14 protein-coding genes are annotated in these 17,482 nt (G+C 67.8%); 5 read left to right on the forward strand and 9 right to left on the reverse strand.

The window, feature by feature from the left end:
• Positions 1–66: 66 nt before the first annotated feature.
• The gene (locus F9C12_RS38370) at positions 67–279 is read right to left on the reverse strand and encodes a hypothetical protein (protein ID WP_409463701.1); all 213 of its coding nucleotides are present in this window, start codon (positions 277–279) and stop codon (positions 67–69) included.
• A gap of 558 nt (positions 280–837) precedes the next feature.
• Here F9C12_RS38370 and F9C12_RS38375 point away from each other — a divergent pair.
• Positions 838–1,326 carry an Eco29kI family restriction endonuclease gene (locus tag F9C12_RS38375; protein WP_409467136.1) on the forward strand — a complete coding sequence of 163 codons (489 nt, stop codon included), beginning with the start codon at positions 838–840 and terminating at the stop codon, positions 1,324–1,326.
• A gap of 129 nt (positions 1,327–1,455) precedes the next feature.
• Here F9C12_RS38375 and F9C12_RS38380 read toward each other — a convergent pair whose 3' ends face one another.
• Positions 1,456–1,932 carry an SDR family NAD(P)-dependent oxidoreductase gene (locus tag F9C12_RS38380; protein WP_409463702.1) on the reverse strand — a complete coding sequence of 159 codons (477 nt, stop codon included), beginning with the start codon at positions 1,930–1,932 and terminating at the stop codon, positions 1,456–1,458.
• A 181-nt stretch (positions 1,933–2,113) separates the two neighbouring features.
• Between F9C12_RS38380 and F9C12_RS38385 the strand changes: the two genes are divergently transcribed.
• Positions 2,114–6,565, forward strand: coding sequence for a hypothetical protein (locus tag F9C12_RS38385; RefSeq protein ID WP_409463703.1), 4,452 nt, complete (start codon positions 2,114–2,116; stop codon positions 6,563–6,565).
• Positions 6,566–8,027: 1,462 nt separating this feature from the next.
• Positions 8,028–8,315, forward strand: coding sequence for a hypothetical protein (locus tag F9C12_RS38390; RefSeq protein WP_409463704.1), 288 nt, complete (start codon positions 8,028–8,030; stop codon positions 8,313–8,315).
• Between the two features lie 537 nt (positions 8,316–8,852).
• Here the strand turns inward: F9C12_RS38390 and F9C12_RS38395 are convergent.
• The 7 genes from F9C12_RS38395 to F9C12_RS38425 all read right to left on the reverse strand — a co-directional run bounded on the left by F9C12_RS38395 (position 8,853) and on the right by F9C12_RS38425 (position 15,881).
• Entirely contained in the window at positions 8,853–9,599 is a 747-nt protein-coding gene (locus F9C12_RS38395; protein ID WP_409463705.1) for an IclR family transcriptional regulator, read from the reverse strand.
• A gap of 81 nt (positions 9,600–9,680) precedes the next feature.
• On the reverse strand, positions 9,681–10,634 hold the full coding sequence (locus F9C12_RS38400) for a zinc-binding alcohol dehydrogenase family protein (RefSeq protein ID WP_409463706.1): 954 nt from the start codon (positions 10,632–10,634) through the stop codon (positions 9,681–9,683).
• Positions 10,631–11,485, reverse strand: coding sequence for an alpha/beta fold hydrolase (locus tag F9C12_RS38405; RefSeq protein ID WP_409463707.1), 855 nt, complete (start codon positions 11,483–11,485; stop codon positions 10,631–10,633). Before F9C12_RS38405 ends, F9C12_RS38400 begins: the two co-directional genes overlap by 4 nt.
• Positions 11,486–11,591: 106 nt before the next feature.
• Entirely contained in the window at positions 11,592–12,458 is an 867-nt protein-coding gene (locus F9C12_RS38410) for an alpha/beta fold hydrolase (RefSeq protein WP_409463708.1), read from the reverse strand.
• Positions 12,455–13,726: a M20 family metallopeptidase gene (locus F9C12_RS38415; RefSeq protein WP_409463709.1), complete on the reverse strand. Its 1,272-nt coding sequence runs from the start codon at positions 13,724–13,726 to the stop codon at positions 12,455–12,457. The genes F9C12_RS38410 and F9C12_RS38415 overlap by 4 nt, the downstream gene beginning before the upstream one ends.
• Positions 13,723–14,655: a hypothetical protein gene (locus F9C12_RS38420; RefSeq protein ID WP_409463710.1), complete on the reverse strand. Its 933-nt coding sequence runs from the start codon at positions 14,653–14,655 to the stop codon at positions 13,723–13,725. The genes F9C12_RS38415 and F9C12_RS38420 overlap by 4 nt, the downstream gene beginning before the upstream one ends.
• Positions 14,655–15,881, reverse strand: a complete 1,227-nt coding sequence (locus F9C12_RS38425; protein WP_409463711.1) for an aromatic ring-hydroxylating oxygenase subunit alpha — start codon at positions 15,879–15,881, stop codon at positions 14,655–14,657. Before F9C12_RS38425 ends, F9C12_RS38420 begins: the two co-directional genes overlap by 1 nt.
• A 226-nt stretch (positions 15,882–16,107) precedes the next feature.
• Between F9C12_RS38425 and F9C12_RS38430 the strand changes: the two genes are divergently transcribed.
• Both F9C12_RS38430 and F9C12_RS38435 read left to right on the forward strand, forming a co-directional pair.
• Positions 16,108–17,094, forward strand: coding sequence for an NAD(P)/FAD-dependent oxidoreductase (locus tag F9C12_RS38430; protein ID WP_409463712.1), 987 nt, complete (start codon positions 16,108–16,110; stop codon positions 17,092–17,094).
• 17 nt (positions 17,095–17,111) lie between these two features.
• Complete coding sequence (locus F9C12_RS38435) at positions 17,112–17,447, forward strand: indolepyruvate ferredoxin oxidoreductase subunit alpha (protein ID WP_409463713.1); 336 nt, start codon at positions 17,112–17,114, stop codon at positions 17,445–17,447.
• Positions 17,448–17,482: the final 35 nt, after the last annotated feature.

A 17,482-nucleotide genomic window follows, 5' to 3' on the forward strand; every position in this document is an offset into this window, starting at 1 on the left:
GCGTGCCCCGCTTTGTGGCCTGCCGGCGGGGTCGTCCACTATGAGGTCGACGACCCCGTCATTTCTCTACTTCCCGCACTCGCCGAGCAGGGCTGCAACGACGTCACCACGTGCGAGCAGTACGGCGGCGGCCAGGCCAATCGTCGTGATGAAGACGCCGCTGAGCAGTGAAAGACAGAGTATCAGGCGACGAAACAACTCGCGATCGGCAAGGATTCTGGTCAGCGCAGCTGGCCACTCGACGGTGTTCAGCCCTGCCTTCGCGGAGGTGGTCTTCACTCTTAGTTGCTCCGTCTCAGTGTGCTAGCGGATTGGTGCGATCACGTCGAACGGCTGGCTGTTGTTGCAGACCAGCGCCCTTTGTTCTTCGAACGCACTGCCAGTCTGAACCCGATGAAGCCAATCCGGTGTTCAAACGTGCAAAGATGAACAAAATCGAACAGGCGTACGCGGAGGGAACATAGCGTGAGCAGGGATGCACCCCAGAGCGACTTGGCGATCGCTCTACGTGATGAGATGGTGGCGGCTCGGCTGCGTGTCAACGACGTAGCGAGGATCTGTAAACTCAGCCGAACTAGCGTGAGTCAAGCGTTGAATCACCGGCAGGGGAAGAAAACGCCGTCAGAGGCGACCGTTGCGGCTATCTGCGCAGCCGTAGGAATCGAGCCGAAATTATTTCTAGAGTTACGCAGGCGTGAACAAGAGAAAGTGGAAAGTCTGACAGCTGGCCCGCGCGCGGACAACAATAGCAGGCAGTTCTTGAGGGGTAGTTCCGAGCTGGTCGGTATATTCGATCCTCTGCGGCGCGAGAACTTGGAGCGCTCTGTCCAGTGGGCAATGGAAGCCGCGCCGTCAATCTCTCTGGCTCATACTCCCCAATCTGGAGGGGCAGGAATCTATGCGCTGTACTACGCTGGATTGAGCGAGCTGTACGTCCCTGTAACGTCGTCGGCGTTGCCTGTTCCGATCTACGTCGGCCGAGCCGCGGGGCCGTCCGGTGATATTAGATCGAAGGTCAAGTGTCATAGAATAGACATTGAATCTTGCGAAAATCTGAGCGTAGATGAATTTCAGGTTCGATATCTGCCAGTTGAAGAGATATGGGCGCATGGAGCCCTGCGGCTAATGGTTGGCGATCACCGTCCCCTGTGGAACGTTGCCGTGACCGGCTTCGGGGCGCGCGATCCGGGAAGGGAACGACGACGCCAGTCGCGACCTAACTGGGACGTCCTCCATCCTGGTCGAACCTGGGCGGCGAAAATGGCCGCAGGTCGTCGAACGGCCAAGGAATTACGTGCGGTGGTTCGCCGGAATTTGTCGAATTGAGGCGGAGCGGTCATGACGGCGACTGAGTACCGGTTGTGTTGGCCAGCGGGAACGAGACAATGATTGAGCACATTATCCTGGAATCCGAAATCACCCCATGCTTGTCTGAACCCGTCCCGGTGGAGTGGGTTACCCAAGCTGAAACGGGCGCATGACCTGCTCGCTTTGTCGTGCTGCATCGGCGGCGGACGCGCCTCTGGCGTAGGCGTCGGCGAGCGGCGCGATCAAAGCCGCGTAGGGCGCGCTCGGCTCGGGGATCGCCATCGACGACGTGATCGAGGTGGCCATCCGGCCGGGTTCGACGATGGTCACGCGGATCCCGAAGCCCGCGACCTCCTTCGCGAGCGCTTCGAGGAAGCCCTCAGCGGCGAACTTCGCCGTCACGTACGGGCCGAGGCCGGGAGCTGGGGCCACTCGGCCGCTCACCGCCGAGATCTGCACAAAGTGCCCGCGGCCGACCTCGTGCAGCATCGGCAGCGCTGCCTTGACCACGTGGACGACGCCCCAGAGGTTCATCTCCATCACCGCGCGCAGCGACGCCAGGTCGGCGTCCTCGATGCCGACGATGTCGGAGTATCCGGCGTTCGTGACGACCACGTCCGGCACGCCGAACTGCCCGGCCGCGACCGCCAGTTGCGTCGCTCCGTTTCCTCGGCCGCGACCGCTGTGCGGCTCACGAACCGAGCGCCCGACCGCATTCGAGGCACCGCAACGCTCCTCCGACGGCAACCTCCCGTTCGCCTGGTCAGATGAAGTAGGCTGCTTGCCAGCGATTGGAGGGGTGACGATGAGTCCGCGTGCCGCCGGTGAGGCCGATAAATTCGGCAATCGCTACGAGGGCAGGTGGACTGCGGCGTATCTGCTGTACATCCTCGCCGGGGTTGGGCGGTCCATTGTCGTCGAGAAGGCGGGCGAGCTGGACGACGGGGCCGAGTTTCTCTACACCCGGGAAAACGACGGGGTCGTCGAAGCCCATCAGTTGAAGCGGCAGAACGGCACCGCCGGCAATTGGACCGTGAAGTCGCTACAACGGCAGGACATCTGGACCAATGCCCGCCGGCATCTCGACGCGGGCCGCGAATTCCACTTCGTCTCCACGACTCCCGCCCCCAAACTGAACGAGCTGGCCGACCGAGCGCGCCGCTCGGCCAGCGTGGACGAGTTCATCAAGGAGTGGCTGACCACAGAACTACGGTCAGTATTCGATGACGTTGCCGCCGCTGACATCTGCGGAACGTCCGCCTCTGCGTGGAGAATGCTGCGCGGGATGTGGTTTCGCTGTCAGGACGAGCGGGCCGTGGTCGGCATGAACGCCGCCATGGCGGGTCTTCTCCTCGACGGCGCGGCCGGACAGTTGGCCGCCGCCGGCCTCGGCGACCTCGCCATGGACTTGCTCGGCGTTGAGTTGACCTCGTCCCTGATCGAGTCGCGGCTCTCCGACTACGGCCTCGCGCTCGGCACGATCCGCCGCCGCGAGAACCTCGGCCGGACCGTCGACACGGTCACCCAGATGTGGCGTGCGGCTGTCGAACGAGAAATGCTGTCTCCTGCGATCCCTCGCGCCGAAGCTGCCACCCTCGCCGACCTGATCGCCGATCCGTCGTCGCCCGTGACGTTCCTCGTCGGATCCGCGGGAGGCGGCAAGACCACGGTTCTGTCCCAGGTGATCGACCAGCTTGTCGCCGCCGACATGGCTGTGCTTGCTTTCCGGCTCGACCGAGTCGAGGACTTCGCCACCGCGGAAGGACTCGGTGCCAAGCTGGGGCTCGAGGTCTCGCCGGTCTCAGCCCTCGCGGCCGCCGCGGGCGGCAAACGGTGCGTTCTCGTGATCGATCAGCTTGACGTCGTGAGCCTTGCGTCAGGCCGGATGTCGACAAGTTTCGATGTGGTCGAAGAATTGACGCGAGAAGCTGCGGCCTTCCCCTCGATGCGAATCGTGTTGGCCTGCCGGAAGTTCGACCTCGACAACGACCACCGAATCCGAAACCTCCAGGCTGCGTGCAAAGCAGAATCACTCGTCGTCTCGCCGCTGTCCGGCGAAGCGGTCGACACCGCGGTCGACGCCATGGGACTGAACCATGAAAAGCTGCGGGCTAAACAACGCGACCTGCTGCGCTTGCCGTTGCATTTGGTATTGCTCGCCGAGGTCGCGGATCAACCGCACGCACTCGACTTCCAGACCACCGCCCACCTGTTTGACGCGTACTGGGACCGAAAACGGCGCGCCGTCACCCATCGCAAGCCAGGCGTGCGATTCGCGGAAGTCGTCGCGGCGGTAGCGGATGCCATCAGCGACCGCGCCCACCTCTCCGTGCCGGACTCGATCCTGGACCCGGGCGAGCTGGCCGACCACGCAGACGCCGTCATCTCAGAACACGTCCTGGTCCGTGACGGCAATCAGATCGCGTTCTTCCACGAGTCGTTCTTCGACTACGCGTTTGCCCGGCAATGGGCGAACCGGAACCAGACTCTCGTCGAATTTCTGGCGGCTGGGCAGCAGGAGCTTTTCCGGCGCGCGCAGGTCCGCCAGATCCTTCATCACTTGCGCGAGCGGGACACGAGTCGTTACCTCGACGAGCTGGCCTCGACGCTCGGGAGCGGCGGCGTCCGATTTCACCTCAAGGAAGCAATCCTGGCGGTGCTGGCAGGCCTTGCCGACCCGACCCCGGCCGAGCTCCAGGTCTTCCTGGACACGATGGCCGCGATCGATCTCGGCAGGCGGGCCTGGCAGGTGGTGTGCTCACCGCAGTGGTCTGAGTTGCTCACAGCGAACGGGCAGATCCGGCAATGGCTGGAGAGCGGCACGCCGGACGAACAAGGTCTCGCTGTCGATGCCCTTGCTGTCCTCGCGAAGACACAGCCGGACCGTGCCGCCTCGGTTGTTTCCGGCTTCCAGCATCGCGCGGAGTACGACGACTGGTTGCTCTGGATCGCTCGCGGAACTCAGCTCTGGACAAGCAGAGAGTTTTTCGACCTGCTGCTCGCCGCAGTACGTGCGGGCACCGCGCACGACCGCGCGGAAGGAATCTGGTTCGCCGCGCACGACCTGGTCGAACACGAGCCGCGCTGGGCGATCGAGTTGCTCAGCGCATACTTCGTCGGCAGTTCTGACGCCGTGGTCCTTGCCGAATCTGGCAAGGTCGAGGTCCTGGCCCGCCGTGATCATTCCCTTGCCAGCCTGATTCAGAAGGCCGCGGCCGCCGCACCGGCTGCGTTCGTCACCACGTTGCTGCCGTTCATGGTTCGTGTCATGGCGGTCGCTGTCGTGGACAGCAGCGGCCCAGGCTTCCCCCGCGACCGGCACTTCACTCACTGCCACCAGATGTCCGAAACGGATGAAGTCGACAATGCACTGCTGGCCGGCATGCGGTCGGCGATTGCGGCGGTGGTCCGCCAGGACCCTGCTGCGGCAAAGCCGATGCTGGAAGGGCTGGCTGCCAACAAGTCGAGCGGTGCGCAATCTCTTCTCTATCGCGGGCTCGGTTCCGTGGGTTCGCACTACGCAGGGTGGTCTGCTGAGCTGCTTCTGGAGGGAGTCGATCGCCTGTTCTGCGGCGAACTGTCGAACTCGGTGTGGGGCGCTCGCGAACTGATGCGCACGATCGCGGGGTACCTGGACGACTCGACTCACCAAGCGCTGGAGAGCGCGGTCCGGGATCTCCGGTTCGACTGGGAAGGCCGCCGATGGGGCTATCATGCGTTTACGCTGCTCTCCGCGCTCGACCCGAACCGGCTGACGCCCATCGGTCGCCGTCGGCTCGGCGAGTACCAGCGCAAATTCGGCGCTGAATCGCCGCCTGAGCCTGCGGGCATCGTCAGTGGCGTAATCCGGCCCCCGATTGCTGGAGCAGCGATCGCGCACATGACTGACGACGACTGGCTGCGGGCGATGGGCAAGCACGACGCGGATCGAACAGATTGGGACGCGTTCACTGGAGGCGCTCCGGAACTCGCCAATGTTTTGCAGGAGCGGACGAAGGATGATCCGCTCCGGTTCGCACGGCTTGCCTTGCGGCTCGACGCCCGGGTGCATGCTAGCTACCCCTGCGCGATCCTCATCGGTTTGAGCCAGGCGTTCCCGGTGCCGTCGGAACACGAAGAAGTGTTCGCTGCTGTTCGTCATCTCGCTGGACTGGGCCTGGCGGAAACGGACCGCTGGCTGGGACCAGCGTTGCGCCCATACCTCAAGACCACGCCGCTGGATCTGGTCGAACTGCTCAGCAGGCGGGCGACCGAAGCGCAGGACCCGGCATCGGAGCGGACCGGGTCGTCCGGCGAAAGCGAGCCGGGAGAAGGTTTGAGGTTCGCGGGAATGAACTCGGCACGGGGCAGCCTCGCCGAGGCTCTGGGCGACCTCCTCGTGTTCGACGTCGATGGCACACGAACGACCGCCGTGCTGCCGGCGTTGGACGTCCTCGCAACCGATCCGATCGTCTCGGTGCGGTCGCAGGTAGCGCATGCGATCAGCGCGGCGTTGCGGTTCGCGCGACCGCGAGCGGTCGCCGCTTTCCGTAAGCTGATCAGCACCAACGACAGGCTTCTCGCCAGCGACTATGTCCGGCAACTCCTCATTTACCTGGGCAACGGCGGAGATCTTGACTTGGTCCTGCCGGTCATTCAGCGCATGATCGTTTCGGAAGATGAGGCGGTCCGATGCCGCGGCGGTGAAGCCGCGCTCGTCGCCGCAGTCAATTGGCATGTTGCTGACTCGCTCGACCAGGTCCTGGCGGGGACGGACGCGGCGAGCCGAGCGGGGGTTGCCGCGGCTGCAGCAGATGTCCTGCTGTCGAGCCAGGATACAGAGCTGACGGCGACGACACTCAGGCAGCTCTTCGACGATCCCGACCCGGACGTCCGGAAGGCAGCCGTCCGCGTGGTGCCGAGACTCCGAGGGGAGCCGCTCCGTTCACATGAGGCTCTCCTCTCTTCCCTTGTCCGGTCGTCGGCGTACGAGCAAGCGATTCCTCAGCTGTTCATCACCCTGGAACACGCTCCTGACCAGATGAGCGCTCTTGCGTTGCAGTGCGCTCGGCGATTCGTCGAGACGGTCGGGACGGCTGCCGGTGACCTCCGTACGTCCGCTGCGGGCGACGCCGACGACGTGTGCCGGCTTGTCATCCGGGGTCTCGCGCAAACTCGGACAGCAGCCGAACGGGCTGCGTTTCTCGACCTCGTCGACGAGCTGATGTATCTGGGTGCCTACGGGATCGACGAAGCCGTTCTCAACGCGGAGCGCTGAGGCTCGCCCGGCAATGTGCAGGTCTAGGTGCTCACAGCGCGGAGGCCTTGAGCCAGGACGGCTTCCCAGGGAGGCGACGAGTTTGGCGGGCCAGCGGGGCGGGGATGAGCTGCGACGGTCGCAGTCTGGGGCCGGCTCGGCACGCCGAGCATTGCCGCGTAGCGGATGATCAGCATCGGGTCACCAGGGAGGTTGATCTTGCCGCCCCTGGCTCCGCCCCGTTGCCCGCCAGCGGACCTCCTGAGCTTGAAGCTGTCGAATGGAGTGCTCACTCCGCCGCCACAACCCGCAAGACCGCCCGCTCGGCAGCTCCCGGACCCACTGCCGCAGTTGTGCCTGCGAGACGGAATCAGCTCACGCATCCCTTCATTCTGCCGGTGCTGGAGGAGGTTGGCACATAGTCGCTTGCTGGCCACCCGACGATTTCGACTGCCGCCGCCGAGTACGGCGCGTGAGCGGCGGCGGTCCCGCGACTGGCGGAGAATCGTTGCACGTGCTGTGAGAATGGTCTGTGCTGTAGTTCTGCCTGCATGTCGACGGGCTGCCGACAAGGGATGGGTCGCGCGTCTCCCTTGGTTTATCTCTGACTGTTGGTTGTTTTGTTGATGTCGTGGTGCCGAATCCTATCGGTCACAAGCGGGACATGATTCAATTCAATGTGCTGAGTGGTGGGTATCTTTCTCGGTTGACATGTTGTGTGTCGAAAGCGGTTATGGCAGGGCTATGTCACCTTTTTTCGCCAATTATGGAAGACAGGTTCGGGTGCGCTGCTTCGAGCGATCCGTTGGGTGCGAGCGACAAGTATTGAGCTTGTCGGCTGTGGTGCGGCGCCTCCATAGCTCATTGCGCATCTCATGTACGAGCGCGACGGTTCGGCCAGTCGGGAGCACTGTGGGCGGGGCGCCCCGCGCAGGTTGCTTGCGATACGTCGAAGTGTCGCTTCGCTCCAGGCGGCGCGGCACTCCGACGGGTACGGTGGCGCCGGCTCTGATCCCCGATTTCTTGCCAAACCCAAGGGATTTCGGCTCCGACGCTCGCCGACGATGTGCGTTATCGCAGGTCAGCACACTGTTAGGCCCAGGAGGACTCATAATCCCTTGGCTGCCGGTTCGAGCCCGGCCCGGCCCGCTCTGTCGCCCTCTTGCAGGGTATGACCTGCGGAAACGGTCTCGTCAACAACCTCGGGGCGAGGTCTTGCGGGGGCGCTCGGGAGGGGTGCGGCGGCGGTAGAGAAAGGGACTGTACGAGCAAGCCTGTTTCCTGACCGCCGCGGAGGTGGCATCAGGGCTCGGCTCGGGCTGGGGAACGCATCTGAGGGCCGAGAACCTTGCCGACTCGATGATCGGCGGGTACCTCGACTGCGTGGCCATGCTGGTCGACTGGCTCGACGGCGAAGGCCTCCCGAATGCCTTCGCCGGCGGCCGAATTTTCGCACCGGGAGTCCCTGGCGCACAGCTGCATAGTGAAGCAGTATCGGCACCTGCAGCAGTTCTGGTGCTGGCTCGATGATGTGGAAGAGATTGTCGAGTTGTCGCCGTTCTGCAACATGGAGGCCAGTCGCGTTCAGGGCAATCCGCCGAAAATATTTGTCGAACTGCGGGATCGGGCGATCCTTGTGGCGCTGATCGACTGTGGAGCCCGGGGTCGGCGAAATGCCGCTGTTGACGCTGGAAATCCGGCAGAGCAGGAGCGCGGCAGCTTTGATTTCGACGTCGATGTCGTCCGCGTTCTGGGGGCGTCGCGCGCGTGACGTGCCTTTCAATCCGGCGACTGCGGAAGCGCTACTTCCGCGCCCGCATACGTCACCGGTGCTGATCGATGCTGGACCGCCGGGCGGTGCGTTCGACGGCGGCGCGCATGACCGGCGCTGCGACGAGCCAAGCTCGGTGGACCGGACCCGAAGCGGGATACCGGAAGAGGAGCTCCGAAATTCGCTCGTCGTAAGAGACCCGCTCTCCGAGGGGGCCGACTGTCAGGTCGGCGGTCACCAGTGAGTCCAGGAGCGTAGTGTCCCGGAAGGGGAATTCGGCGAGCTGGTCGGCCAGGCCCCGCTGCTCTGCCTCGAACCTCGCTCCGGAGTGGTGCGCGACCAGGTTGACAATCGCCTCGGGCCAGCCGTTGACCTTGAAGTACCTCGCGCCGTCCAGCGGGTGAAAACGGGTGTGGCCGATTTCCGACGAGGAGCCGATGTCGTGCAGCCAGGCCGCGGCGACAAGCGTCGACCGTTTTCTTGGGCATCGGCGAGGGCGTTGAGGATCGCTGGTTCGGCGCCGACAGGCCCCGCTGTCTACGGGACCCCCGCCGAGGAGCGCATCGCGCTGATTGTCTTGGTGATCCGGTGGCTGACCATCGCGAGCAGCCCGGCGTACTTGTCCACGTCGGCCCGGAACGTGGGTGCGGTGATGGACAGGGCGCCGGTGGTCAGTCCGGTCGCTCCGGTGAGCGGGATGGCGACGCTGGCGTACCCGACGCGGGTCTGCTCGTACTCGACGGCGAACCCGTTCGCCTTGGCGCGGGCCAGTTCGCTCAGGAGCACGCCGGGCGCGTTGACCGTGTGCGGGGTGCGTCGTTCGAGCGGCGACGCGAGCACTTCCTCGACCAGGTTTCGCGGGCCGAAGGCGAGGAGGACCTTGCCGGTCGCGGTGCAGTGCATCGGCATGCGGCCGGCGACGCGGGACGGGGCTTGGCGGTGGCCGGACACTTTCTCGAGGTAGAGGACTTCGCGGCCGTCCGGGACGGCGAGGTGGACGGTTTCGCTGGTGGCTTGGAAGAGATCCTCCATGTAGGGGCGGGCGGCGTCGCGGAGGATGCGCTGGCGCGGCACGCGCTGGCCGATTTCGAACAGCCGGATGCCGAGCCAGTAGTCGCTGCCCCGGCGTTCCAGCAGGCCCCACGCGAGCAGTTCCTGGGCCAGGCGGTGCACCGACGCCTTCGCGACGCCGGAACGCCGGGACAGCTCGGTGAGGCTCAGGTGCTCGTCGTCGGGCCCGAAGGCTTCCAGGATGAGCTGGACCTTGCCGAGGACGCTGTTCATGGGGTCACCGCCGGTCATGGAACCAGGTTCGGTCAGCGGAACAAGCCCGGCCAGCGGACCGGTCCGCTGACCGGACCCCGGTCACGGGACGAGGACGGCGCGGCCGCGCACGCGACCGGCCTTCAGATCCGCGAGCGCGGCGCCCGCGTCGGCGAGGCCGTAGCGCTGCACGCGCACTTCCAGCTCGCCCTCGGACAGCTTCTTGATCAGGTCTCCGCAGGCTTCGCGGGCCTGGCGTTCCCGGCGGATCATGTTGACCGGCAGCAGCGCGACGTCGTCGAGGAGCCAGGACGGCAGGTCGATTTTGGCTTCGGTGCCGGTCACGTAGCCGATCACCGCGGCCCGTCCGCCCGGGCGGACCCAGCGGGTGCGCGCGATGAGCCCCTCTCCGCCGAGGGTGTCGACCAGGAGGGATGCCGGACGGTCCCGCGCGAGCCGTTCGACGTCTTCGTCCGAGTCGAGGCAGACTCCGGCGACGCCGTCCGGCACGTCGGCGAGCTGGTCGGCGCGGCCGACGACGCCGGTCACCTTCGCGCCGGCGAGCCGGGCCTGCTGAGCCACCATCGCGCCGACCGCGCCCGCGGCACCGACGACGAGCACCTCCTCGTCGGCGCCCAGCTTCGCCACGTCGTGCAGGGTGACGAACGCGGTGGTCGCGGGAACGAAGAAGGTCGCGGCGACCTCGGGGGCCAGCGGAGCGGCGAGCCGGGCGACCGCCTTGGCCGGGACGCTGGCCCGTTCGGTCCAGGTGCCGTCGCGTTTCAGGCCCAGCCCGCCGCCGCGCAGCAGCACCTGGCAGCCCGGTTCGAGACCGGAGTCCTCGTCGCACTCCACCACGATCCCGGCGCCCTCGACGCCGCCGATGTAGGGCAGCCGCGGTTTCAGCCCGAAGGCGCCGCCGGCGACGGTGACGTCCAGGTGCGCCACCGCCGCGGCCTGGATGTCGACCAGGACCTCCCCGTCGCCCCGGACCGGCTCGGGCACGTCGTCGACGACCGGGCCGGCGCCCCAGGCGCGGAAGCGCGCGGCCTTCACGCGGCGGCCTTGCGCAGGAATTCCAGGCTCAGCGGGTTGTAGCGGGCGGCCTGCTCGTGCTGCGGCCAGTGCCCGCACTCCTCGAACAGCTCCAGCCGCGAGCCGGGGATGTTCTCGTGCATCTTCGCCGCTTCCGGAACCTCGCCGAACGGGTTCTGCCTGCCCCACACGATCAGCGTCGGCTGGGTGATCCGGGCCAGGTGCTCCGGGCGCAGCAGGTTGCGCTGGCGCCGTTCCATGTCCTGCAACGACAACAGGTTGTCCACATTGGACACGAACTCGGGCGTGTGGTAGATCGCGTGCCGCACCTCGACCAGTTCTTCGGTGGCGTCCTCTTCGCTGGCCATCAGCAGCCGCAGCCGCTTGCGGGTCAGTTCGACGTCGTCGGTGGCGACGGCGTTCTTCGTGCTGGTCCGGATCCGGTCCATGACCTCGGGGTTGGCCACCGTCCCGCCCGCGCACAGCAGCTGCAGGCTCAGCACCCGCTCCGGGTGGTCGATCGCGGCGCGGGCGCCGACCCAGCCGCCGAGGGACTCGCCGACGATGTGCGCGGCCCGGATGCCGACGGCGTCGAAGTAGTCCAGCAGGTGCTGGACGTAGTCGGCGATTTCGTACGGGCGGGCGGGCTTTGCGGTGTAGCCGTGGCCGAGCATGTCGATGGCGTGCACGTCGAACTCGCTGTGCGCGCCGATGTTGCGGGCGAACGCTTCCAGGTGCCCGCTGGTGCCGTGCAGGAACACCACCGCCGCGGCGTCCGGGTTGCCGGCGCGCAGCGTGCGGGTCGAAACCCCGGCGGCGTCGACGTATTCGACCCGGTAGGCGGCCGGGCTCAGTTCGGTCCAGATGCTCACGCGTGCTCCTTGGTGTTGATGCGGTGGACTTGGGTGTTGCTGCGGGCGGCGAGCTTGCGGAGGCCGACGGCCGCGGCCGCGGCGGCCAGCAGGGCGAGCACGGTTTTCACGCGGGCGCCTCGTTTCCGGCCAGGGAACGGAAGAACCCGTCGACGACCGCGTGGTAGGCGTGCGGGCGTTCCTCCTGGAGATGGTGGGAGACGTGGTCCATCACGTGCAGGTTTCCGTTCGGGACCATGCGCGCCAGCATCAGCGGGTAGTCCGGGGTGAGGAACGCGTCGTGCATGCCCCAGACGAACAGCGCCGGGGCCTGGACGCGGCCGAGCTCGTCGGTGAGGTCCTGCCAGTCGCCGCGGGGGGAGTCCGACATGGCGGCCAGTTCGCGCTCGCCCGGGTCGAGGCTTTGCGCGTACCGCAGGTCCAGGGTTTCCTCGGGCAGTTTCTCGCCGTCGTACCACTCGAGGCTCGTGATGAGGCGCCGCATTTTCTCCCGGGTCGGGCCTTCGCCGCCGTAGTAGGCGTCGCGGGCGTTGCGCCCGCGGCGCGCGCCTTCGGGCAGCGGGGCGAGCGGGCCGTAGAACACCGGCATGCTGCCGGTCACGACCAGCGACCGCACCCGGTCCGGGTATTTCGCGGCGAGGTTGAGCGCGATCGTGCCGCCCCAGGAGTTGCAGACGAAATCCGCGCGCTCCACGCCGAGGACGTCGAGCAGGGCGACGGTCTTGGCGGCGTGGTGGTCCCACATCGGCCCGGTGATCGGGGTTTTCGCCGACTTGCCGTACTGCTGGATGTCGACGAGCAGGCAGCGCCGGTCGGCGGCGAACAACGGCGCCACCGGGCCGAAGTCGCTCCACGCGGTGCAGCCGGGGCCGCCGCCGTGCAGGAACACGGTGTCCGGCCCGGAGCCGAGGTCGTGGTAGTGGTAGGGGACGCCGTCCGCGTCCGCGAAGCGGCTTTCGGGCGGTGGGGTCATGCTGCTTCCTTCCCGGTGATGGACAAGGCGGTGCGCGCCAGCACCTCGCAGAGGCGGCGCATGGCGCGGACGTCGACGGTGTTCATGCCGCGGCTGAAATCGACGTCGAAGCCGGCGGAGGCGACCTTCGGCATGCCGACGCGGGCGGTCGGGATGCCGCGGGCCCGCAGGATGTTGGCGTCGGTGGCGCCGCTGTTGTCCGGAGCCGGATCGTGGCTCCGGCCCGAGGTCCGCTCCCACGCCTCGATCGCGGTCCGGACGATTCTCGAGTCCGGCGGCGTGCTGGTGCCGGGGACCGCGAGGACCATCTCCAGTTCGAGCGCGGGATCGATCTCGGCGAGGAACGCGGCGAGTTCCCGTTTGACCGCAAGGGGTTTGGTCCCCGGCGCGATCCGGAGGTCCACGCGGATCCGGCACGCCGCGGGGGTGACCGCGAGCATCCGTTCCCAGCCGCCCGCGATCGAGCCGATCACGCCCTGCGGCGCGGCGGTGGCGGTGCGGTGGCGGGCCGGGTAGCCGGCCAGCCACCGTTCCAGGCGCGTCACCACGTCGGCCGCGGCGACGATCGGGTTGCGGTAGGGCAGCCGGTGGCGGCTCCCGGCATAGGTGTGGATGCCCGGCACGGCGATCTCGAACCAGCACAGCCCGACCTCGTCGTGGGCGACGAAATCGCCGGGCTTGGCGATCACCGCGTGGTCGGTGTGCCATCCGCGTTCCAGCAGGAAGGAACACCCCGCGCCGTGGCCGGTGTTGGCCCGCGCGGGATAGCCGGGCGCTTCGACGGCGTTGGTGGGCATTCCGCCGGCGCCGAAGGCCACCACCACGTCCCCGGCCAACGCGGGCCGGACTTCTCCCAGCGCCTCGGCGAGCACCAGCAGGCACGCGGCGTGCCCCTTCGGGTTGCTCGCGCCGAGGCCGGAGACGAACGGGCCTTCGTCGCGGGCCTCGGCGAGCATGTCCGGGCGCAGTTCCGGGCCGATCCACGGAACGTCCAATTCGGACTGTCCGGTGGTCAGCGTGTCGATCGGCGCGTACAGCATGAGGTCTTCGCCGCCGCCGGCGCCGCGCAGCCGGCCGACCGCGTTGGCCTGGAACTCGTCGAGGTACTGCGGCTGTGCGGAAAAACCCGCGGCGGACAGCCGGGCGGCGAGCAGCCGGGCCAGCGGCGCTTCCCGCCCGGTCGGGCTGGGGATGTCCGCGACCGCGTGCGCGGCCGCGCGGAGCCGGTCCTCGGTGACGCGCTCCAGCACGGCTTCGAGGTCGTTCACGGCCGGATCACCGCCACCCCCATGCCGGTCAGCCACTCCGGCATCGGGGAGTAGGCCAGCGCGCGGCCCGGGGCGAACCCGAGCGCGGCGGCCATGACGAGCCAGGTGCGCAGTTCCTGGCCGCCGTTCCCGGCGACCTTGCCGATCTCCTCGGTGGTCATCGAGGTGTACTTCGCCAGCTCGCCGCGTTCCAGATCGGCCAGGAACGCCTCGTCGAATTCGGGGAACAGCACCGGCCGGGCGCCGGTGATGATGCTCCGGCGGCGGCCGTCGTAGCGTTCCCAGTCGCCGCGTCCGTTGAGCCAGGCTTCCACGAGGAATTCCTCGTCCTCGCCCTCGGGCGCGCGCCAGTCGTCCGGCCAGGGCAGCTGGTGCGACAGCCCGCCCGAGGCGATGACGACGACCCGCAGGTCTTCCGGCAGCGCTTCGATCGCCTCGGCCAGGTTGCGCCCGAGTTCGGCGCACCGGTCGGGGCGGGGGAGCGGGGCGGCGAAAACGTTGACCACCAGCGGGACCACCGGCACGGCGAGCCCGTCCAGCAGGTACTGGATCGCGTGGGTCTGGCCGTGGTCGATCTGCAGCCGCGCCGAGATCGCCACCTCGGTGCCGCGTTCGACGAGGTCTCCGGCCAGCCGCTGGGCGAATCCGGGGGCGGTTTTCTGCGGCCCGGACGGGGTTTTCGCTTCGCCGGACCCGATGACCTCGCCGACGCCGAGGGTGAACGGCGGGATCAGGTCGAGCCAGAAGCCGCGGAAGTGGTTGGAGCCGACGATGACCGCGAGATCGGGTTCCGCGGCGGCGATCTCGTCGCGGGCTTCGCGCAGCGCGTCCCGGAACCGTTCGGCGCGGCCGGTGTGCACGACCTTGTCCCAGTGGGTGTTCATGAGCGTCGAATGCGACGCACCGACCCCGAGCACGACGCGGGCCATCAGCGCGCCTCCGGAGCCGGGACCGCGATGCCTTGCGCGCTGAGCCGCTCGGCCCGGTCCTCGCAGGTGTCCTCGGCGAGCTTGCGCCATTTGAGCAGCGAATCGTCCGGGCGGTAGAGCTTCTCCGGCGGCGCGTCGGTCACCTCGACCATCCACTTGTCCTGCCCGGAGAACTGGCCGTGGAACAGCCAGCGGACGAACCCGAGGTACTTGGCGTAGAAGGGCAGCGCCTTCCAGCCGCGCTGGAAGCTGGCCAGCACGCCGACGTAGAGGTGGTTGCCCGCGTCGACCGGGACGTAGAACTCGTAGTGGATGAAGGTCGGGTACACGATGCGCAGCACGCCCGGCATGCTCACCGAGGCGAAGCCGGGGAACTGCTGGGCCGCGATCACCGGGTTGGTTTCGCGGTGCGTGCTCGTGTTGCCGATGTTGCCGACCTCCTTCGGCGGGCGCAGCTTGAACCACGCCTGGTTGTCCCACTTGCCGAGGCCGGGGAAGTCGGCGGTCCAGTACTGCTTGTCCTGCACGCGGTAGATCCACCGGCCGCGCTGCACGATCGAAGTCTCGTTCCACACCGGCATCGGCTTGAACAGCCGCCACAACGCGGTGCGGTGCAGGTATTTCGCGTGGCCCTCGTCGTAGCCGTTTTCGCAGGCGAACCGCCAGTTGCCCTCGCGCGGCTGGATCCTCGACCCGACGACCGCGGCGTTGCCGACCAGTTCTTCCGGCAGCTGCTCGTCGATCGGCGGGGCGGCTTCGCCGTCGCCGACGAAGACCCACACGAGGCCGAGCCGTTCTTCGACCGGATAGGTGGGCTGGGCGACCTTGCCGCAGATCGGCGACCCGGGGCCGTCGGTGATCACGGCCTTCAACGCGCCGCTCTTCAGGTCGAAGGTCCAGCCGTGGTACGGACACGAAATCGTGCCGGGGAACTGCTGATTGCCTTGCGAGAGCGGCACTCCGCGGTGCGGGCACCGGTCCTTGAGCGCGTACACCGCGCCGCCGTCGCGGACCAGGACGATCTTCTCGTCGAGCAGCGTGATCTGCCTCGGCTTGCCGGTGAAGTGCGAGGCGTGGCCCACCGGGTACCAATAGCCGCGGAACCCGGCCGCCGCGGCCTGGTAGTGCGGCCAGCTCGACCAGTCCTGCCGGCCCGGAAGCCTTCCCGGCCGCGCGTTCCGCCCGCGCGGCGCGGCGCCGGTCTTCTCCCCGTTCTGCACGCTCATGACCGCTCCAAGTTCGTTGTGCCGAAGCCGGGCGCGAGTCCACCACCGCGGGCCCGGCAGGCCAATGCCTCCGGTCCGCTCACCGGACCCCGGTCCGGAATCCGCTCCGCGGTCCGCTCACCGGTCCGCGCGGCGCCCGCACGGGCGGGGCGCTCGCCTACCGTCCCGGTCAGCCGCGGACACGGTCTGTCCACTTCAGACACATCGCATCGACGGAGGTCGGCTCATGCCCCCCACGCCCATCGACACCGACATCCTGCTGGTCGGGGCCGGCCCGACCGGGCTCTACGGCGCCTACTGCGCGGGATTTCGCGGGCTGCGCACCGTGGTGGTCGACGGGCTGCCGCAGCCGGGAGGGCAGATTTCCGCGCTGTACCCGGAAAAGGAGATCCTCGACGTCGCGGGGCTGCCCCGGGTGCGCGGCCGCGATTTCGTGGCCGCGCTGCTGGAGCAAGCCGGGCAGTACGGACCCGAGTACCTGCTCGGCAGGCAGGCCGTGACGCTGGGCTACGCCTCGGACGGCCGGGCCGAGGTCACGCTGGCCGACGGGCAGCCGATCCGGGCCGGGGCGGTGATCCTGACCGCCGGGATCGGCACGTTCACCCCGCGCAAACTCCCGGCGGGGGAGGACTACCTCGGCCGAGGCTTGAGCTACTTCGTCGCCGACCCGGACGCGCACCGCGGCCAGGACGTGCTCGTCGTGGGCGGAGGGGACAGCGCGGTCGACTGGACGCTGGCGCTGGAGCCGATCGCGCGGTCGGTCACGCTCGTGCACCGGCGGTCCGCGTTCCGCGCACACGCCGCGAACGTCGCCGCGGTCGCCGAGAGCACCGCGACCGTGGTCACCGACGCGGAGGTCGAAGCGCTGACCGGCGGCGAATCGCTGCGCCAGGCCCACGTGCGCGTGCGGGGCGACGACGCGCCGCGGGTGTTCGAAGTGGACAGTGTGGTCGCCGCGCTCGGCTTCGTCAGCAATCTCGGCCCGCTCAACGAGTGGGGCCTGCGGCTGCGCGGCCGTTCGATCGTCGTCGACTCGCGGATGCGGACCAGCCTCGACCGCGTCTACGCGGCCGGGGACGTGACCGAGTACGAGGGCAAGGTCCGGCTGATGTCGGTCGGCTTCGGCGAGGTCGCCACGGCGGTGAACAACGCCGCCGTCGCGCTCGACCCGCAGCTGCCGCTGTTCCCCGGGCATTCGACCGAAAACTCCTGATCCGGAAGGGAAAAACCATGGCCTACGTCATCGGAGCCAACTGCATCGACGTCACCGACCGGGCGTGCCTGGACGTCTGCCCGGTCGACTGCATTTACGTCGGCGACCGCAAGAGCTACATCAACGCGAGCGAATGCATCGACTGCGGCGCCTGCGAACCGGAGTGCCCGGTGGACGCGATCTTCGTCGACCGCAAGGCGCGCGGCGACGAAAGCAAGGCGGTGTTCGTGACCGACTCGATCGCGTTCTTCGAGCAGCCCCTTCCCGGCCGCGACGCCCCGCTGGGCTCTCCCGGCGGAGCGGGCACGGTCGGCGATCTCGGAGTGGACACCCCCATGGTCGCGCAGTACTGAAACGGGAAGGGCGGCACCGGGAAAGCTCGGTGCCG

Origin of the sequence: Amycolatopsis sp. GA6-003, from assembly GCF_046267895.1 — a bacterium.
GTDB lineage: Bacteria > Actinomycetota > Actinomycetes > Mycobacteriales > Pseudonocardiaceae > Amycolatopsis.